At 34.6% G+C, this 15,907-nt stretch carries 16 protein-coding genes and 1 tRNA gene; 4 read left to right on the plus strand and 13 right to left on the minus strand.

The annotated features are described in order from the left end of the window. Positions 1-423: 423 nt before the first annotated feature. The 4 genes from FA045_RS08860 to FA045_RS08875 form a co-directional block, all read right to left on the minus strand. Complete coding sequence (locus tag FA045_RS08860; protein WP_136876629.1) at positions 424-855, minus strand: endonuclease domain-containing protein; 432 nt, start codon at positions 853-855, stop codon at positions 424-426. Between the two features lie 410 nt (positions 856-1,265). After that, positions 1,266-2,201 (minus strand): sterol desaturase family protein, encoded by a 936-nt coding sequence (locus tag FA045_RS08865; RefSeq protein ID WP_136876631.1) that lies wholly within the window; start codon positions 2,199-2,201, stop codon positions 1,266-1,268. Between the two features lies 1 nt (position 2,202). Next, positions 2,203-3,261 (minus strand): 3-dehydroquinate synthase, encoded by a 1,059-nt coding sequence (gene aroB / locus FA045_RS08870; RefSeq protein ID WP_136876633.1) that lies wholly within the window; start codon positions 3,259-3,261, stop codon positions 2,203-2,205. Beyond that, positions 3,261-3,467: an RNA-binding S4 domain-containing protein gene (locus FA045_RS08875; protein ID WP_136876635.1), complete on the minus strand. Its 207-nt coding sequence runs from the start codon at positions 3,465-3,467 to the stop codon at positions 3,261-3,263. Before FA045_RS08875 ends, aroB begins: the two co-directional genes overlap by 1 nt. A 97-nt stretch (positions 3,468-3,564) precedes the next feature. Between FA045_RS08875 and FA045_RS08880 the strand changes: the two genes are divergently transcribed. After that, on the plus strand, positions 3,565-4,749 hold the full coding sequence (locus tag FA045_RS08880; RefSeq protein ID WP_136876637.1) for a proline dehydrogenase family protein: 1,185 nt from the start codon (positions 3,565-3,567) through the stop codon (positions 4,747-4,749). A gap of 868 nt (positions 4,750-5,617) precedes the next feature. Here FA045_RS08880 and FA045_RS08890 read toward each other — a convergent pair. The 5 genes from FA045_RS08890 to FA045_RS08910 all read right to left on the minus strand — a co-directional run bounded on the left by FA045_RS08890 (position 5,618) and on the right by FA045_RS08910 (position 10,633). Beyond that, the gene (locus FA045_RS08890; protein WP_225871308.1) at positions 5,618-6,007 is read right to left on the minus strand and encodes a GreA/GreB family elongation factor; all 390 of its coding nucleotides are present in this window, start codon (positions 6,005-6,007) and stop codon (positions 5,618-5,620) included. A gap of 506 nt (positions 6,008-6,513) precedes the next feature. Beyond that, positions 6,514-7,029 (minus strand): hypothetical protein, encoded by a 516-nt coding sequence (locus FA045_RS08895; RefSeq protein WP_136876643.1) that lies wholly within the window; start codon positions 7,027-7,029, stop codon positions 6,514-6,516. Positions 7,030-7,239: 210 nt separating this feature from the next. Next, the gene (katG, locus tag FA045_RS08900; RefSeq protein ID WP_136876645.1) at positions 7,240-9,516 is read right to left on the minus strand and encodes a catalase/peroxidase HPI; all 2,277 of its coding nucleotides are present in this window, start codon (positions 9,514-9,516) and stop codon (positions 7,240-7,242) included. Positions 9,517-9,634: 118 nt separating this feature from the next. After that, on the minus strand, positions 9,635-9,952 hold the full coding sequence (locus FA045_RS08905) for a DUF962 domain-containing protein (protein WP_136876647.1): 318 nt from the start codon (positions 9,950-9,952) through the stop codon (positions 9,635-9,637). Between the two features lie 45 nt (positions 9,953-9,997). Then, complete coding sequence (locus FA045_RS08910) at positions 9,998-10,633, minus strand: HAD family hydrolase (protein ID WP_136876648.1); 636 nt, start codon at positions 10,631-10,633, stop codon at positions 9,998-10,000. A gap of 66 nt (positions 10,634-10,699) precedes the next feature. Here FA045_RS08910 and FA045_RS08915 point away from each other — a divergent pair. Continuing rightward, a tRNA-Ile gene (locus FA045_RS08915) sits at positions 10,700-10,773 on the plus strand. A 36-nt stretch (positions 10,774-10,809) separates the two neighbouring features. Here FA045_RS08915 and FA045_RS08920 read toward each other — a convergent pair. Then, entirely contained in the window at positions 10,810-11,841 is a 1,032-nt protein-coding gene (locus tag FA045_RS08920; RefSeq protein WP_136876650.1) for an Atu2307/SP_0267 family LLM class monooxygenase, read from the minus strand. A gap of 152 nt (positions 11,842-11,993) precedes the next feature. Between FA045_RS08920 and FA045_RS08925 the strand changes: the two genes are divergently transcribed. Both FA045_RS08925 and FA045_RS08930 read left to right on the plus strand, forming a co-directional pair. Beyond that, the gene (locus FA045_RS08925; protein WP_205943128.1) at positions 11,994-12,761 is read left to right on the plus strand and encodes a 3-keto-disaccharide hydrolase; all 768 of its coding nucleotides are present in this window, start codon (positions 11,994-11,996) and stop codon (positions 12,759-12,761) included. Positions 12,762-12,897: 136 nt separating this feature from the next. Continuing rightward, entirely contained in the window at positions 12,898-14,052 is a 1,155-nt protein-coding gene (locus FA045_RS08930; RefSeq protein ID WP_136876655.1) for a serine hydrolase domain-containing protein, read from the plus strand. Positions 14,053-14,091: 39 nt separating this feature from the next. Here the strand turns inward: FA045_RS08930 and FA045_RS08935 are convergent, their stop codons facing one another. From FA045_RS08935 to FA045_RS08945, 3 genes are all read right to left on the minus strand, one after another. Beyond that, the gene (locus tag FA045_RS08935) at positions 14,092-14,364 is read right to left on the minus strand and encodes a hypothetical protein (RefSeq protein ID WP_136876657.1); all 273 of its coding nucleotides are present in this window, start codon (positions 14,362-14,364) and stop codon (positions 14,092-14,094) included. A gap of 74 nt (positions 14,365-14,438) precedes the next feature. Next, positions 14,439-14,831, minus strand: a complete 393-nt coding sequence (locus FA045_RS08940) for a response regulator (RefSeq protein WP_136876659.1) — start codon at positions 14,829-14,831, stop codon at positions 14,439-14,441. Further along, a complete protein-coding gene (locus tag FA045_RS08945; protein ID WP_136876661.1) occupies positions 14,821-15,900 on the minus strand; it encodes a hybrid sensor histidine kinase/response regulator in 1,080 nt (359 codons plus the stop codon). The genes FA045_RS08940 and FA045_RS08945 overlap by 11 nt, the downstream gene beginning before the upstream one ends. Positions 15,901-15,907 lie beyond the last annotated feature (7 nt).

The following is a 15,907-nucleotide window of genomic DNA, read 5'->3' on the forward strand; positions in this document are numbered from 1 at the left end:
TTGGTGTCAAATGTACACTTCCAAATTTAATTTGTCAATACCTAATTGAAAATATTTTAAATAAAATTTAATTTTGTTTTAAGAAGGCTGTTTTGCGAAGTGGTTCATTTGTTGCTCATGGATGTTTAATTGATTGAAAAACAATGTCAGTCTTCCATCGCAGCTTTAGCCCCGCCATTGTTTCGGTAGTGTGCTTCGACTACGCTACCGATGAAATATCGGTACACGTTAGCATGAAAATACCTACACGACTGTAGGGTTTATATTACAAAGGTAGTGGTGCTTGGCTGGGTTTTGACCCTCATGGTTATAAATCCTCCCCCCCCCCAAAAAAAAAAAACCTCAAAAGGGTGACAGCAGAGTTGCTTACCTACAAAGGATGTTATCATTATTTTGTACTGTAAATTTGGAGCTATGAGGGGGCTAAGCATCCAGTGTCCCCCGCTGGCGGGGGTTGGGGGTGGTTTTTGCTAAATACTCCTCAATATAAAAACAAATTGTTTGATTTACATTTTTGATATCACTTAAAACTTCATCATCATTAAAGCGAATAATAGTAAATCCAATTTCCTCCAACATTTGTGTTCTTATTTTATCGTTTTTAGAAACATTTTCCCATTGATGTGTAATTCCATCAATTTCTATAATGAGCATTAGTTCCTTGCACATAAAGTCTGCTATATAATTTAATACAGGCCGCTGTCTGCGAAAAGCAAATCCCATCATCTGTTTTCTACTTAAAAGATACTTCCAAATGCAGGCTTCGGCCTTGGTCATTTCTTTTCGATTTGCATTTGCAAAATCTTTGAGATTTTGATTGTAATGATATAAATTGTCTTTGTTAGCTTTTTCCATAGGTTATTAAAGCTATGGAATAATTTCAATAATTCTGTTATTATTCCTCCCCCTAACCCCCTCGAGGAGGGGGACAGCAAAGTTTACTACCTGCAAATAGACAAAGTACTTGCAATTGGAATTTACATTTTGAAGGGCTATACATCCTGTGTCCCCCGCTGGCGGGGGTTGGGGGTGGTTTTGTAAAGCTTAATCTTCCAATGAACTACTGCCTTTGTTATTTAAGCCTGATAGGAGTGGGCACGTATCCGCCGCGGCGGAGCAGTAAAACGGATAGCAGGACAGGTTTTGCCAAAAGCTTCTAACTTTAACTTTCGAAACCAAGATTTATGATTTTTTCTTGCTAAAACTTTAAAATTTACCATCTAGAGCATTAATATTACCAGTGATGCTGGCAATGACTAACTTTGTTAAGCCTGCTTTAAAAACTGATCTGACTGGATAATTTGACGCTTTTCTTTTTCTTGCTCGTGTAGCTCTTGTTGCATAATTTTGGCAACTTTAGTACTGCCATCGTGGCTCCAGCCTGGTGGATTTAAGATATATTTAACTTTATCCTTAAAAGTGGGTGCTTTTTTTACATCGTTTTTTAAAGCGATAAACTCATGGAAAATGATGTTTACTGGTCCGGTATCTTTTGGCTGTGTTGTTAAGCCGTATTTGATGGTGTCTTCTGGTAATTCTTCTTGAAAAGTGCCAAACCACCTATCCCACAGAATTAAAACCATACCCATATTTTTGTCTAAATAACGCACATTGCTAGCATGGTGAACACGGTGATGGGATGGTGTTACAAAAATATACTCGAACCAAGCAGGCATTTTAGCAATGGCTTGTGTGTGTACCAAATTGCCATAAATTTGAGTTACCAAATAAGCAAAAAGAATATCCAGAGCCGTAAAACCCATAAAAGCTAAAGGCAAATAAAAGAAAACGCGGTACAAAGGTTCGAAAACTGTTGAGCGGAACCCAGTAGTTAAATTAAAATGTTCTGACGAATGGTGCGTTACATGCATAGCCCAAAAAAAGCGTACATAGTGACCAACGGTGTGTAGAAACCAGTATAAAAAGTCTTGCGCAAGAATGAGTACAATCCAATATATCCAGAAATTAGGGATTTGAAATAACCTAAATTGATAGCAATATTCTAATAAAAAGAAAGTGGCCGTTTTCATTCCTAAATTAATGATTACAGCAACTGTCATTAAGTATATATTGGTCCAAGTATCTTTTTTTTCGTAGATTTTCTTGTCGTGTATGTAACTAATGTACATTTCAACCAAGGTTAAAACGATCACAAAACCAAATAATCCCCCTACAGATATATCGCTCCCGGTAAACTTCATTTTATAAACTATTGTAATAAGTTAGGCTGTTTAAAATATCTTCTTTGGTTACTCTGCAATTAAAAGCGCATTCGCCAATTTGATCTAATAAGGAGAACATAATTTGTCCATCTTCATTCTTCTTATCGCTTTGCATTAACTCGATTAATTTATCGAAGCTTTTTTCTTTAATGTTGTATTTAGGATAAATGGACAATAGGTATTTGCTGATATCTGCAAGTTCATCATCCTTTAAGTTACAATATTTTGCTGATAAATGCGCTTCGCAAACCATACCAATGGCAATTGCTTCGCCATGCGTTAGAGGTTTTTTGCTGTTGGTTAACGCATAACTTTCTACCGCATGACCAATGGTATGCCCAAAATTTAAGATTTTGCGTAAGCCTTTTTCTAATGGATCTTCGGTTACAACTTCATTTTTAATCTCGATAGAACGATAAATTTCTAATGGAGCCAATTTTTGATAATCGCTTACTTTTAATCGGTTATAATAAGCTTTATCCTTAATTAAACCATGTTTAATCATTTCGGCAAAGCCAGATAATAGTTCTCTTTTAGAAAGCGTATTTAAAAAAATGTTTTCGATAAAGACAGCTTGTGGCAACGAAAATGTGCCTACCATGTTTTTCACATTATCTATATCAATACCAGTTTTACCACCAACAGAAGCATCTACTTGAGAGAGCAAAGTTGTAGGAATATTGATAAAATCTATCCCTCTTTTATAGGTTGAAGCCACAAAACCACCCATGTCGGTAATTACCCCACCGCCTAAATTGATCATTAAGCATTTGCGGTCGGCACCAAAATCTAAAAGCGTTTTCCAAATACCAATGCAAAAATCTATGTTTTTATTTTCTTCGCCTGGGTCAGTCTCAATAATATCGAAATCGTCTAAATCATCTAATAAAGACCTAAAAACTGGTAAACAATGCTCAGCAGTATTGCTGTCTGCAAAAACAAAAACCTTGCTGTATTTTTTTTGATCTAAAATGTCTTTTAAAGGGGCAAGGTTAGATTCGAAATGGATCAAATGATCTGCGTTTTTAATTGGTTCCATTAAATTACTTCGATTACTTTGCTTAAAAACTCAATTTTATCGCCAACCCTAACTTTAAGTCGTTTTCTATAATCAACAGTTCCGTTGTATTTAATTAAGCCTTCTTCTACTACAGATTGAGCTTCGCCACCGCTTTGTACCAAGCCGGTTGCTTTTAGGAGTGCAATTAGCGGAATAAATTCGCCTTCAAGTTTGAATTTTATCATTGTGGTTACAAATTTACAATTAATTTATAATGTGTTTTACCTTAACAACCATTGTAATTTATATTTTTGCACTCGTCTGACTAACCAATACACCAAAATGGAACAATCTCCTAGAAAAAACATCAATTTTGACAATACTGAAATCGCTTTTCGCAATAAATCTAATGGAGAATTAAACCAAGCTTATTGGTTATTTAAAATTATAAGTAGTAATTTTTTAACAAATGTTGGTCCGCCAATAACTAATTTTTTATTAAATGTTGGGTTTCCAATAAAAGGAGCAATTAAAGCTACCATTTTTAAACAGTTTTGCGGTGGCGAAACCATTGCCGATTGCGAACATACCATAGAACAACTGAGTTTAGGCAAGGTAGGTACCATTTTAGATTATTCTGTGGAAGGCGAAGACGAAGAAGAAGTTTTCGATTTTACCTGCGAAGAGATTATAAGAACCATAAATAGGGCAGATGGCGACCCACGTGTGCCCATTACCGTTTTTAAAATTACAGGTATTGGTAGGTTTGCATTGTTAGAAAAATTAGACGCCAAACAAGAATTAACAGCTAATGAGGTTAAAGAATTTGATCGTGTTAAAGCCCGTTGTTTAAAAATTTGCCAAGCTGCTTTTGATAAAAAAGTACCTGTAATGATTGATGCCGAGGACAGTTGGGTGCAAAATACCATTGATGAATTGGCTTTAGAAATGATGACCAAGTTTAATAAACAAGGAATTATCGTTTACAACACTTATCAAATGTACCGTCATGATAAGTTGGCGGATTTAAAAGCTGATTATCTAATTGCCAAAGAAACCGGATTTATTTTAGGCGTTAAAATGGTGCGTGGTGCTTATATGGAAAAAGAGCGAAAACGAGCAGCTGAAATGGGTTATCTATCGCCAATACAACCAGATAAGGAAGCAACTGATAAGGATTACGATGAGAGTTTAAGATTTTGTATTGAACATATCGATCAAATTGCCATAGTTTGTGGTACGCATAACGAAGATAGTTCTCGTTTGTTAACCTATTTGATAGACGAAAAAAACATTCCACATAATCACTCACATATTTACTTTGCGCAGTTGTTAGGTATGAGCGATAACTTGAGTTTCAATTTATCTGATGCTGGTTACAATGTAGCTAAATATGTGCCTTATGGGCCAATTAAGGCAGTAATGCCATATTTATTCCGTAGAGCACAAGAAAATACTTCGGTAGCTGGCCAAACTGGTAGAGAATTGGGGTTAATTAGTAAAGAAAAAGCTAGAAGAAAGCTGTAGAAAGACTAAATACCAAAGGTGAAAGGCCAAAGATTGATTTGAAAATTGAAGCTTTTGCTTATCGGTTAATGTAGTCCCGCTCTCGTTTCAATCTTTTACCCCTAAATCCCAGCCGCGGCTGGGATTTAGGGGTAAAAGGATTTCCACTAAATCGGGTTTATGGACGAAATGTTGTGCAAATAACTCAAGTTGCATGTCTTAAAGCATAACAATATTCTGAATTTTAGAAAACCGGTCTTCGACTATCCTCTGACCTATTAGAGGGTTTACGAACTCAATTCCCCTCCTTTGGAGGGGTGCCCAAAGGGCGGGGTGGTAATTTGGAGATTAAATACGTCTAATTAATGCAATAAGGGCTATTTTACGATAAAATATCCAACGGCCAACCAAACTAAACCTTTTACCAAGAAAAACATAAAACCCCAAAAGCCAAGCTTTTTGATCCAGGTTTTAAGTTTTTCTTTTTTGTCAGGATGCATAGTCAAAAATAATAAAATCTGTAATAAAAGATAACGCCTTTTTGATTTGGTAATTGCGAAATGGTAATTTAACGTTGGCGAGAACGCCAAAAAAGCAGTTTAATTTATCATCTAAACTAAACATCATGCGATACGACCTCAGCGAATTAGCGTGAAAAATCAATTTGTAGGATTACAAGATATAAAAGCTGTTTGCCTGTCTGCCATAGGCTGAAGCGCAGCGAATTCTTTTATTTCCAATCCGAAAATTTGATTTTTGTTTTTTTTATCAAGAAAAAGAAAAAGGCCTTTCAGCGGCTAGCTAAGCTTTGGTAGATGACCTACAATTTTTTAAACAAACATGCGGTAAGCTAATATATGACGTTGGCGAGGACGCCAACGTTGGATTTTCATAATTCCGAAGCCTCCAGTTTTCTCACTGCTAAAATTTTAAATTCTTTAATCCCATCGGGCATTTCCCAATTAATTAAATCGTTTGTTTGGTAACCTAACAAAGCAATACTGATTGGCGCAAATATGGAAACCTTTTGCAGTTTGATATTTGCTTCTTTTGGCAATACTATTTTAAAAATAAATTCCTTGCCATTATCAGTGCTTACAATTTTTGCTTCGGTATGTAGCGAAACAACATCGTATGGTAACTCATCATCGTTAAAAATAGTAGCCTGTTTAATTTCTGTTCTTAAACGTGATTTGTTGTAATCGCTCATTATCGCTTTTTCGAAATGTTCGCTTAAAAACTTAAAATCACTTTTTGAGAGTAAGATTGATTTGTTCATGATAAAAAAAATATGTAAATAAATAGAACCACAGTTTTTGCTGTAGTGTTGAATTAAAAAAGAAATGAAGCTTGTTAAGCTTTCCCCGAGTTAAAAAGAAGGTTTTTGATATAAACCCGGGGCTAATTAATAAAGTCTTTACTTGTTGATTGGAAAGTAAAGCCTATCGCGTAATTTTTTCGCGATAAATGAGTGCTCAAAACAGCGATAACCATTTCTTGCTTTTTGTTGAATGCAAAAATTAGGTTTTTGAAAAACTGTTGAGCAGTGTGCATCTAGCAAATATGGCTTTGAATAATGGTAAATCAAAATATAAAGCGATATATTACTTTGGGAGGATAAAGAGAAAATTCAAATGGTGCGTGAAGACACGCACCTTGGCTAAACGTTTTGAGGATTTACGTTGGGCGGGCTTTTTACCACTAATGTTGATACGGAGCACAAAACTTCCACCTACCCCTAAACTGTCTGCTGAGCACGAAACCCCGCCCATTGCAAAACCACTGTTATAAGTTGGCTTTACCTGTAAAATAATTTTCTAACTTTTTTAAAGACCGTCTAGTAATTCCGAAATCTATAATTCCTTTACTTCCGTAGTCAGATGCTTTTGCATTCAAATAGTAAAAATCATTGTCAAATCCGATAAAGACATCTACTGAAACCCAGAATTTATTTCTGTATTGAATTATATAAATGTCGTCTTCGACTGACAAACTTTTAATGTTTATTGTCGTTATGAATTCCTCAATTACTTTCGTCTTTTGCTCTAAGCTCTGGTTGGATATGACTTTAACAATTTTGTAATCCTTCGATATCCTCCATAGTCCATAACCGCCAAGAATTGATAGAAATAAGGCTGGATAAATAAATTGATAAGTTTCACTATTTTGTTTTACCGATTGAAAAAACTTATAGAAAAAGAAAAGTCCACCTACTATCATAGAAGAACAAAGAATATAATTCAAAGCATCTTGTATTTTATCAGGCTTTTTTATCTGTTTTTCAAATTCTTGTTCTAACATTTTTGATTGATTGGAGCTATTTAGCTTGCTTATAACTCATTTATGACGGCATCTTTTTCTTTAAAAACTTTCCCAAGCCATCCGATAATCTAATATAGGAGGAAGTTTTTGAAATTTTTAGTTTCACTAATTTATATCAAATACCAATAACGCAAAAGGGCTTCCAATCTCTTGGAAACCCTTTCTAAGCTTCTGTATTAAAAGAAAAAATTAAACTAAATCAAAGCGATCTAAATTCATCACCTTATGCCAAGCGGTTGCGAAATCTTTAGCAAATTTATCTTTAGCATCAGCACTTGCGTAAACTTCTGCAATAGCTCTTAATTCTGCATTCGATCCAAAAACCAAATCAGCACGAGAGGCGGTCCATTTCACTTCGCCAGTTTTACGATCTAGACCATTGTACAATTCTTTATGATCGTCGGCAGCTTTCCACTGTGTGCTCATGTCTAATAAGTTCACGAAGAAATCGTTTGTTAGCTTTTCTGGCTGATGAGTTAATACACCAGTTTTAGAACCATCGAAGTTTGCATTTAAAGTGCGCATACCTGCAACTAAAACGGTTAGTTCTGGTGCGGTAAGTGTTAGTTGCTGTGCTTTATCAATTAATAATTCTTCGGTGGCAACTGTAAATCTAGCTTTTTTGTAATTTCTAAATCCATCAGCGGCTGGTTCTAAATAACTAAACGATTCTACATCTGTTTGCTCTTGCGAAGCATCCATACGGCCAGCTGTAAAAGGAACTTTAATATCTAAGCCTGCATTTTGTGCAGCTTTTTCTATTGCAGCAACACCCGCTAAAACAATTAAATCGGCTAATGAAACCTTTTTATCTCCACCTTGTGCAGCATTAAATTGTTGTTGTACATTTTCTAGAGCTGTTAAAACTTTATCAACCGAGCCAGCTGTGTTTACTGCCCAATATTTTTGCGGTGCCAAACGAATACGAGCACCGTTTGCTCCGCCACGTTTATCGCCACCACGGAATGTAGAGGCCGAAGCCCATGCGGTTGAAACCAATTGCCCAACACTTAATCCAGTAGCTAAAATCTGTGATTTTAATGAAGCAATATCATTTTCATCCACTAATGTGTGATTTACAGCAGGAATAACATCTTGCCATAACAAATCTTCTGCAGGCACATCTGCACCTAGGTAACGAGCTTTTGGCCCCATATCACGGTGTGTTAACTTAAACCAAGCACGAGCAAAAGCATCGGCAAACTCATCAGGATTTGCTAAAAAGCGTCTAGAAATTTTCTCATAAGCCGGATCTAACCTTAAAGATAAATCTGTGGTTAGCATAGTTGGCTTATGTTTTTTATTGGCATCAAATGCATCTGGTATAATTTCATCTGCATTTTTTGCTACCCACTGGTGTGCACCACCCGGGCTTTTTGTTAATTCCCATTCAAAAGCAAATAGATTTTCGAAAAAGTTGTTGCTCCATTGAGTAGGAGTGGTTGTCCAAGTAACTTCTAAGCCACTGGTAATCGTATCAGCACCTTTTCCAGAACCAAATGAATTGTTCCAACCGAAACCTTGGTTTTCTAAACTTTCTGCTTCAGGTTCTGCACCAACATGATCTGATGAAGCAGCACCGTGTGTTTTACCAAAGGTATGTCCGCCAGCAATTAAGGCAACCGTTTCTTCGTCATTCATTGCCATACGGGCAAACGTATCTCTAATATCTCTTGCAGCAGCAATAGGGTCGGGGTTACCGTTTGGTCCTTCTGGGTTTACGTAAATTAAACCCATGTGTGCTGCGGCTAAAGGCTTTTCTAAATCACGAGAGTGTTGTTCGCCGTTTGCATTATCATCAGAAACAAGAACACCTCTATCAGCAACACCTTTTGCACCAACGCTATAACGCTCATCGTTACCTAACCAAGTTTTTTCTGCTCCCCAATATACATCTTCGCTTGCTTCCCAAACATCTGCTCTTCCGCCAGCAAAACCAAATGTTTTAAAACCCATCGATTCTAAAGCTACGTTTCCAGCTAGAACCATTAAATCGGCCCAAGAGATTTTATTACCATATTTTTGTTTAATTGGCCAAAGCAAACGACGAGCTTTATCTAAACTCACATTGTCTGGCCAACTATTTAAAGGTGCAAAACGTTGTTGCCCTTGACCGGCACCACCACGGCCATCGCCAACGCGATAAGTACCTGCGCTATGCCATGCCATACGTATAAATAAACCACCGTAATGCCCAAAATCTGCCGGCCACCAATCTTGAGAATCGGTCATCAGCACATTTAAATCTGATTTTAATGCCTCAAGATCTAAGCTTTTAAAAGCTTCGGCATAATTAAAATCATCTCCCATTGGGTTGGTAAGTGATGAATGCTGACGAAGAATATTTAATTTTAATTGTTTAGGCCACCAATCTCGATTTTTTGTACCACCTATTACTGTACGCTCATTATTCATACTGCCATTGTGAAATGGGCATTTGCTGATGTCGTTTCCTTGATCTTCCATAATTAATACATTTATTAGCTAATGATTACCAACACAAATTGGCTTTTGATTTTTATAAAATTAGCAAAGCTTAGGCGCTATACCAAACACCTTTTTTCTATGAGCGTATAGTTAAAAGCTATTTAACCTTAAAGGGTTGGTTGCCGCTTAGCAAATCCCAAAAAAGCATAAAATCGCTAGCTAAACTGTAACCAGGATACTGAAATGTGGCTGGTTTATTTTTCTCGAAAAAGAAATGACCTACCCATGCAAAACCATAACCAATAAAAGGAATGGCTATAAAAAACTGCCAGTTATGAAATAGAACTGCTGCAATTAAGCACAAGATTACTAAACCAGTACCAATAAAATGAAGTATTCTACTGGTAAGGTTTTGGTGTTCTGATAAATAAAATGGATAAAATTCTTTTAGAGATTTATACTTTTTCTCATTCATTAAATAAACTTTTGTGATTAAATTTAAGCAAATGAAATGGGTTTCTTACAATAGCTTATGCTGTTTTAAAAAATCTTCTAATTTCTCTGGATGCAGATCCATTAATAAGGTATGTAAGCCTGCTTTTTTTGCACCTTCAATGTGCTGCGGACTATCATCAATAAAAAGTGTTTCTGTAGGATTTAAATTATTTTCTTTAATTACTTGTTCAAAAATATTAACGTTTGGTTTGCGCAATTTCATTAATTGAGAGAAGTAGGCCTTCTCAAAAAATGCATCATAATTATTTATACCATATTTTTCTTGAATATGTTTAATGATCCAATTGTAATGGATTTCATTGTTGTTACTCAATAAAAAAGTACGGTATTTCTTCTTCACTTCTAGCAAAACATCATGGTTGTTTGCCGAAACACCAATTAACAAACTGTTCCAAACTTCGTCAATTTGCTCATCAGTTAAATCTAAATTATTTGCTGCTTTTCTAATTTCTGCTCTAAATTCATCAGCAGTAACTCCGGCCATCTCAAAATTATCAAAAATAGGATTTTGATTTCTATGTCCGTAAAATTCGGTAGGATTAGCTATACCTAATTGTAAAAGAGCATCTTGAGTGCGTTTAAAATTGATTTCGAAGATTACATTGCCGTAATCGAAAATAATATTTTTAATTTTTTCCATAAAATGGTTTCCAAAATTCGATGCAAATATGTAACATTGCACTCGCAAAACCTAATACGTTTTCCGGCGCCTATAGCTCAGTTGGTTAGAGTAGAAGACTCATAATCTTTTGGTCCCTGGTTCGAGCCCAGGTGGGCGCACTAAAAAAGCTTGTCGAAAGACAGGCTTTTTTGCTTTTACACAACCGCTTTTCTAACTGCTGGTGCAACTTCTTTACCAAACAATTCAATAGCTTTCATCATGTTTTTGTGAGATGGATCTCCAACATCCATGTGACCGATAAAACGAGTGATGCCAAATAACTCATGCATGTATAAAATCTTATCAGTTACTTCATTTGCATCACCAATAAATAAAGCGCCTTCTTTCGTTCTACCACCATCGTATTGCGATTTTGCGTAAGGCGGCCAACCTCTTGATGCGCCAACACGGTTCATTTGCGCTGCGTAGTTATTAAAGTACTCGGCTATATTTTGTGGTTCGTTGCTTAAAAAGCTATGCGAATGGATGCCAATCTGCATGTTTGCAACATCATGACCATGCTTTACGTACTCTTGTTTGTAATAATCTATTAGTGGTTTAAACTGTTTTGGCATTCCGCCGATAATAGCTACAATTAAAGGTAAGCCCAGTTTTGCAGCTCTTAAAACTGATTCTGGTGTGCCTCCTACAGCAATCCAAATAGGTAATTTGCCATTGTTGGTTGCTCTTGGTAAAACTTGCTGATTAATTAATGGCACTCTCAATTCGCCTTTCCAATTTACTACTTCATTGTTGTTAATGTTTAATAAAAGATCTAATTTCTCCTCAAACAACTGATCATAATCTTTTAAATTATATCCGAATAGGGGAAACGATTCAATAAAACTACCTCTACCAACACCAATTTCGGCTCTGCCATTTGATATTAAATCTATGGTAGAAAAATTTTGGTAAACTTTTACTGGTTCTGCCGAGCTTAAAACCGTAACTGTGCTAAATAATTTTATATTTTTAGTGATGCTTGCCGCTGCTGCTAACACAATTTCTGGTGCTGACACTGCATAGTCTGGTCTATGGTGTTCGCCTAAACCAAAAACATCTAAGCCAATATCATCAGCTAATTTAATTTGTTCTAAAATTTCTTGTAATTTAACTTTTGCTGCTCTTGGTTTTCCTGTTGCAGTATCAAAAGATAAATCACCAAACATTCCTATTCCTAATTCCATGCTTATAATTTTAATAATTCAAAGTTAAGTTTATCGCTTTTATGCAACGTTGATGTAAGGTAAGAAATAGCTTATATTCATGAATTAATAATTTTACAGAGAAAAGTATTCTGATTTGTTAACTTTAGCCATACATTTTTAACTATATATCAATGAAACAATTCTTATTACTAGGTGTTTTGTGTAGCGTATCAATTTACACTGTGAGTGCTCAAGATAAACCTAAACCACAAGATACTGAGTTTTATACTCCCGTTCCGCCAATAGTTACACCAGGTAATGCCAATGCTGCACCATCAGATGCTATCGTTTTGTTCGATGGAAAAAATTTAGATCAATGGGTAAGTGTAAAGGATAAAAGCGCTGCAAAGTGGACGGTAAAAGATGGAATGTTTACTGTTGACAAAAGTACTGGCAACATTGAAACTAAAAAATCATTTAATAATTATCAACTACATATTGAGTGGTTAATTCCTTCAGATATTAATTTAGAAGGACAATCAAGAGGTAACTCGGGTTTGTTTTTAGCTTCAACTGGCCCTGGAGATGATGGTTATGAATTGCAAATTTTAGATTCTTATAACAACAAAACCTATACCAATGGTCAGGCGGCAAGCATTTACAAACAAACGGCTCCGCTAGTAAACGCAAACAGAAAACCAGGAGAATGGCAAACTTATGATATCATTTGGACGGCACCTGTTTTTTATAGCGATGGAAGTTTAAAGAGCGAAGCAAAAGTTACCGTTTTGTTTAACGGAGTTTTAGTTCAAAATAATTTTATATTAGGTGGTCCAACGCAATACATTGGCAAGCCATCTTATAAAAAAGCTCATGGAGCTACTCCAATTAAGTTGCAATCACATGGTGATAAAAGTGTGCCGATAAGCTTTAAAAATATTTGGATAAGAGAATTGTAGATAATTTATTTTTTAAATTGGATGAAGTAACGGTTTAAAAATGGCTATTTGATTTTACAACTTGGTGTGATTTATGGATCTGCACTTTGGCTCAAATCTTCAGACAAAACAATTTAAAATTCATATCCTAAAATTTATGAGATTAAACCAATTTAAAACTTACGTTTTTGTTTATTTAATGCTTTTTGCTGGGTTTAATGTTTTTGCGCAGAAAGAAAAAGCAGTCGCAGAAATTCAGCAGATTATGAAAGATCGAAATGTTGTTGGTTTATCTGTTGCAGTAGTTAAAAAGGGAGAGTTAATCTACTCAAATTCTTTTGGTTTAAAAGATATCGAATCAAAAACGCTACTAAAAGATGATGATATATTTAGAATTGCATCTATTTCTAAATCCTTTTCAGCAACTTCAATAATGCAATTGGTAGAAGCGGGTAAAATGTCATTAAAAGATGATTTTAGCAATTTGGTGGGCTTTAAAGTGAGAAATCCGAAGTATCCTCAAACAATTATCACCTTAAAAATGGTGCTATCTCATACCTCAAGTATTAATGATAGCGAAGGTTATTTTAATTTAGATGCCATAAATCCTGCTAAGAATGAAAATTGGGCTAAATGCTATAACGATTATGAGCCAGGCAAAGGTTATCAATATTGTAACTTAAATTTTAATATGGTTGGTGCCGTTATCGAAAAATTTTCTGGAGAACGGTTTGATAATTATGTGAAAAACCACATTTTAAATCCATTAGGTTTATATGGTGGTTATTGTGTAGATTCTTTAGATGCTACCCGTTTTGCTACTTTGTACGAATTTGATGCCAAAGCAAATAAGTTTACATCATCGCCTATGGCATACAACCCAAGGAGAGAAGAAATTAAAAATTACACTTTAGGCTACACCACACCTATATTTTCGCCAACTGGCGGAATGAAAATTTCGGCTACTGATTTGGCAAAATACATGACGATGCACATGTATAAAAGAAGCTATAACGGCAAAAGAATAATTAGTAAAAAAAGTGCAAAAATTATGCAAACTAAGCTATCTGATGAGGAAAATTATGGTTTGGCTTTGCTACAAACCAGCAATTTAATTGAAGGTGAACAAATGGTTGGGCATACCGGGTCTGCTTATGGCTTATACAGCATGATGTTTTTTAATCCGAAAGAAGAATTTGGTATAGTAGTAATTACAAATGGCTGTAATCCTATTTATACAAATGGATTTAATGATGCCTTAAAACGAACTGTAAATTCACTCTACAATAATTTGATATTGGCAGGTAAATAATTTTGAAATTGATATTCAACTTTGAAGATAAAATATCTTCTAGGTTTTGTTGTCGGTTAAATCAGTGTTTTCATCCCAATTTTTGGCTTTAGCATGTTCTTTTTCAGCGTATGCTGAAGCTTTATCATGTAGTTCGTCATTTTTTTGATTAGCTTCAAAATCACTATTACCCTGTTTATTAACAGTATTTGGCATCATATCTAAATTTTCTGCCGCAGGTTTTGCATCACTTTGTTTTTTAGCGATATCATTTTCACGAGCTGCATCATCGTGATCTTTTCCTAAGCCTGCAATGTTTTCTTTAATATCCATAATCGTATGATTTTATGAACTATAAACAACCTCAAAATTGTAATGTTTTATTTTAAAAATTAAACATTAAATAATTAGAGCAGTTTTTGCAATTCGGTGGTAGAAAGAGGTTTTCTTAACAATTTAACCACATAATGATTAGCTTCTGCTTTATTAATATCTCCAAAATCTAAGGTAGAAGATAGCATTGCAATTTGGCATTTATCGGTAAAACTTGTAGGAAGCTTTTTATAATAATTTAGAAATTCAAAACCATCCATTTCTGGCATTTGTATATCTAATAATATAAATCTGGGTAATAAATTGGGCTGTTTTAAATTGGTTTTAATGTAATTCAACGCTTCATCACCAGATTGAAACACAATGATTTCATCAAATAATTTTGAAAACTGAATTAATTTAGAGCTAATAGTTAAATCGATAATGTTGTCGTCGACTAACATGACCATTTGCTGGTTATTTGACATTTGGGATTGTTATTTTAAAGGTTGTACCAAAGTTAATGTGAGAGCTAACTTTAATGCGACCATTAATTTTATTAAGGGCCTCCTTTACAATAAATAAACCTAAGCCACTACCTTCTTGTGCTTTGCTTTTAAAAAATTGCGTAAATATTTTTTCTAGGTGTTCGTTCAAAATTCCTATTCCGTTATCGCTAATACTAATTTCAACGTTGTTATCATTAACGTTTACATCAATATTAACTTTTTTGTCTAATTCTTGTTCTTTTTGGTATTTGATAGCATTAGAAATTAGGTTTCCTAAAATCACTTCAATTCTAAATAAATCTCCATAAAATACAGAAGGCTGATTAACATTTACTGTAAAATTTGTATTTCGATCTGAATAAGCATAAATTTCTACTAAATCATCAACCAATCTTTTAAAATCAATTTGTATATGATCGGCTACATTTTTGTTATTTTTGTAATACTGAAGTGTTTTTTGAATATAATAATCTAATTTATTAGAGCATATTTCAATCAAAGGCCAATATTCTCCGCTAGAGTTAAATAAACCCTCCATTTTCACCAATTCTACAATGCCTATTACAGAAACTAATGGAGCTCTTAGCTCATGAGAAATACTATAAATGAACCTATTTAATTCATCATTTGTTTTTTCTAGTTCGGCAATCTTATTTCTTAAGTCAACTTTAGCTTTATAAGCATCATAAGCATTTTTAATGGTATTACTTAAATCTAAATCTTGCCAAGGTTTTTGGATGTACCTGTAAACATCTCCATGATTAATTGCATTTGTAAGTGCCTCAATATCTGTATAACCAGTTAACAAAATTTTACAAGGATCAGGATAAGTTTCTGAAATACTTTGAAAAAATTCAACGCCAGTTGTGTTAGGCATTTTCTGATCTGCTATAATTACATGTATATCAATACTTTGAAGTAATTTTAAACCCTCTGCAGCAGAGTTAGCTGTGTAAATTTCATATTGACGTCTAAAACCTGCTTTAAAAGCGTGAAGGTTGTTCTCCTCATCGTCTATGTACAAAACTCTTACACTGCTATTTTTCATAAAAATG

The sequence above is a fragment of the Pedobacter cryotolerans genome, assembly GCF_005116475.1.
In the GTDB taxonomy this organism is placed as follows: Bacteria; Bacteroidota; Bacteroidia; order Sphingobacteriales; family Sphingobacteriaceae; genus Pedobacter; species Pedobacter cryotolerans.

What these genes read in the sequence shown, in the direction of transcription:
- FA045_RS08925 (WP_205943128.1), top strand. Translation starts at nt 11,994, where the DNA reads ATGAAACAATTCTTATTACTAGGTGTTTTGTGTAGCGTATCAATTTAC.
- FA045_RS08880 (WP_136876637.1), top strand. Translation starts at nt 3,565, where the DNA reads ATGGAACAATCTCCTAGAAAAAACATCAATTTTGACAATACTGAAATC.
- FA045_RS08895 (WP_136876643.1), bottom strand. Translation starts at nt 7,029, where the DNA reads ATGTTAGAACAAGAATTTGAAAAACAGATAAAAAAGCCTGATAAAATA.
- FA045_RS08860 (WP_136876629.1), bottom strand. Translation starts at nt 855, where the DNA reads ATGGAAAAAGCTAACAAAGACAATTTATATCATTACAATCAAAATCTC.
- FA045_RS08945 (WP_136876661.1), bottom strand. Translation starts at nt 15,900, where the DNA reads ATGAAAAATAGCAGTGTAAGAGTTTTGTACATAGACGATGAGGAGAAC.
- FA045_RS08875 (WP_136876635.1), bottom strand. Translation starts at nt 3,467, where the DNA reads ATGATAAAATTCAAACTTGAAGGCGAATTTATTCCGCTAATTGCACTC.
- FA045_RS08930 (WP_136876655.1), top strand. Translation starts at nt 12,898, where the DNA reads ATGAGATTAAACCAATTTAAAACTTACGTTTTTGTTTATTTAATGCTT.
- FA045_RS08865 (WP_136876631.1), bottom strand. Translation starts at nt 2,201, where the DNA reads ATGAAGTTTACCGGGAGCGATATATCTGTAGGGGGATTATTTGGTTTT.
- FA045_RS08905 (WP_136876647.1), bottom strand. Translation starts at nt 9,952, where the DNA reads ATGAATGAGAAAAAGTATAAATCTCTAAAAGAATTTTATCCATTTTAT.
- FA045_RS08935 (WP_136876657.1), bottom strand. Translation starts at nt 14,364, where the DNA reads ATGGATATTAAAGAAAACATTGCAGGCTTAGGAAAAGATCACGATGAT.
- FA045_RS08910 (WP_136876648.1), bottom strand. Translation starts at nt 10,633, where the DNA reads ATGGAAAAAATTAAAAATATTATTTTCGATTACGGCAATGTAATCTTC.
- katG (WP_136876645.1), bottom strand. Translation starts at nt 9,516, where the DNA reads ATGGAAGATCAAGGAAACGACATCAGCAAATGCCCATTTCACAATGGC.
- aroB (WP_136876633.1), bottom strand. Translation starts at nt 3,261, where the DNA reads ATGGAACCAATTAAAAACGCAGATCATTTGATCCATTTCGAATCTAAC.
- FA045_RS08940 (WP_136876659.1), bottom strand. Translation starts at nt 14,831, where the DNA reads ATGTCAAATAACCAGCAAATGGTCATGTTAGTCGACGACAACATTATC.
- FA045_RS08920 (WP_136876650.1), bottom strand. Translation starts at nt 11,841, where the DNA reads ATGGAATTAGGAATAGGAATGTTTGGTGATTTATCTTTTGATACTGCA.
- FA045_RS08890 (WP_225871308.1), bottom strand. Translation starts at nt 6,007, where the DNA reads ATGAACAAATCAATCTTACTCTCAAAAAGTGATTTTAAGTTTTTAAGC.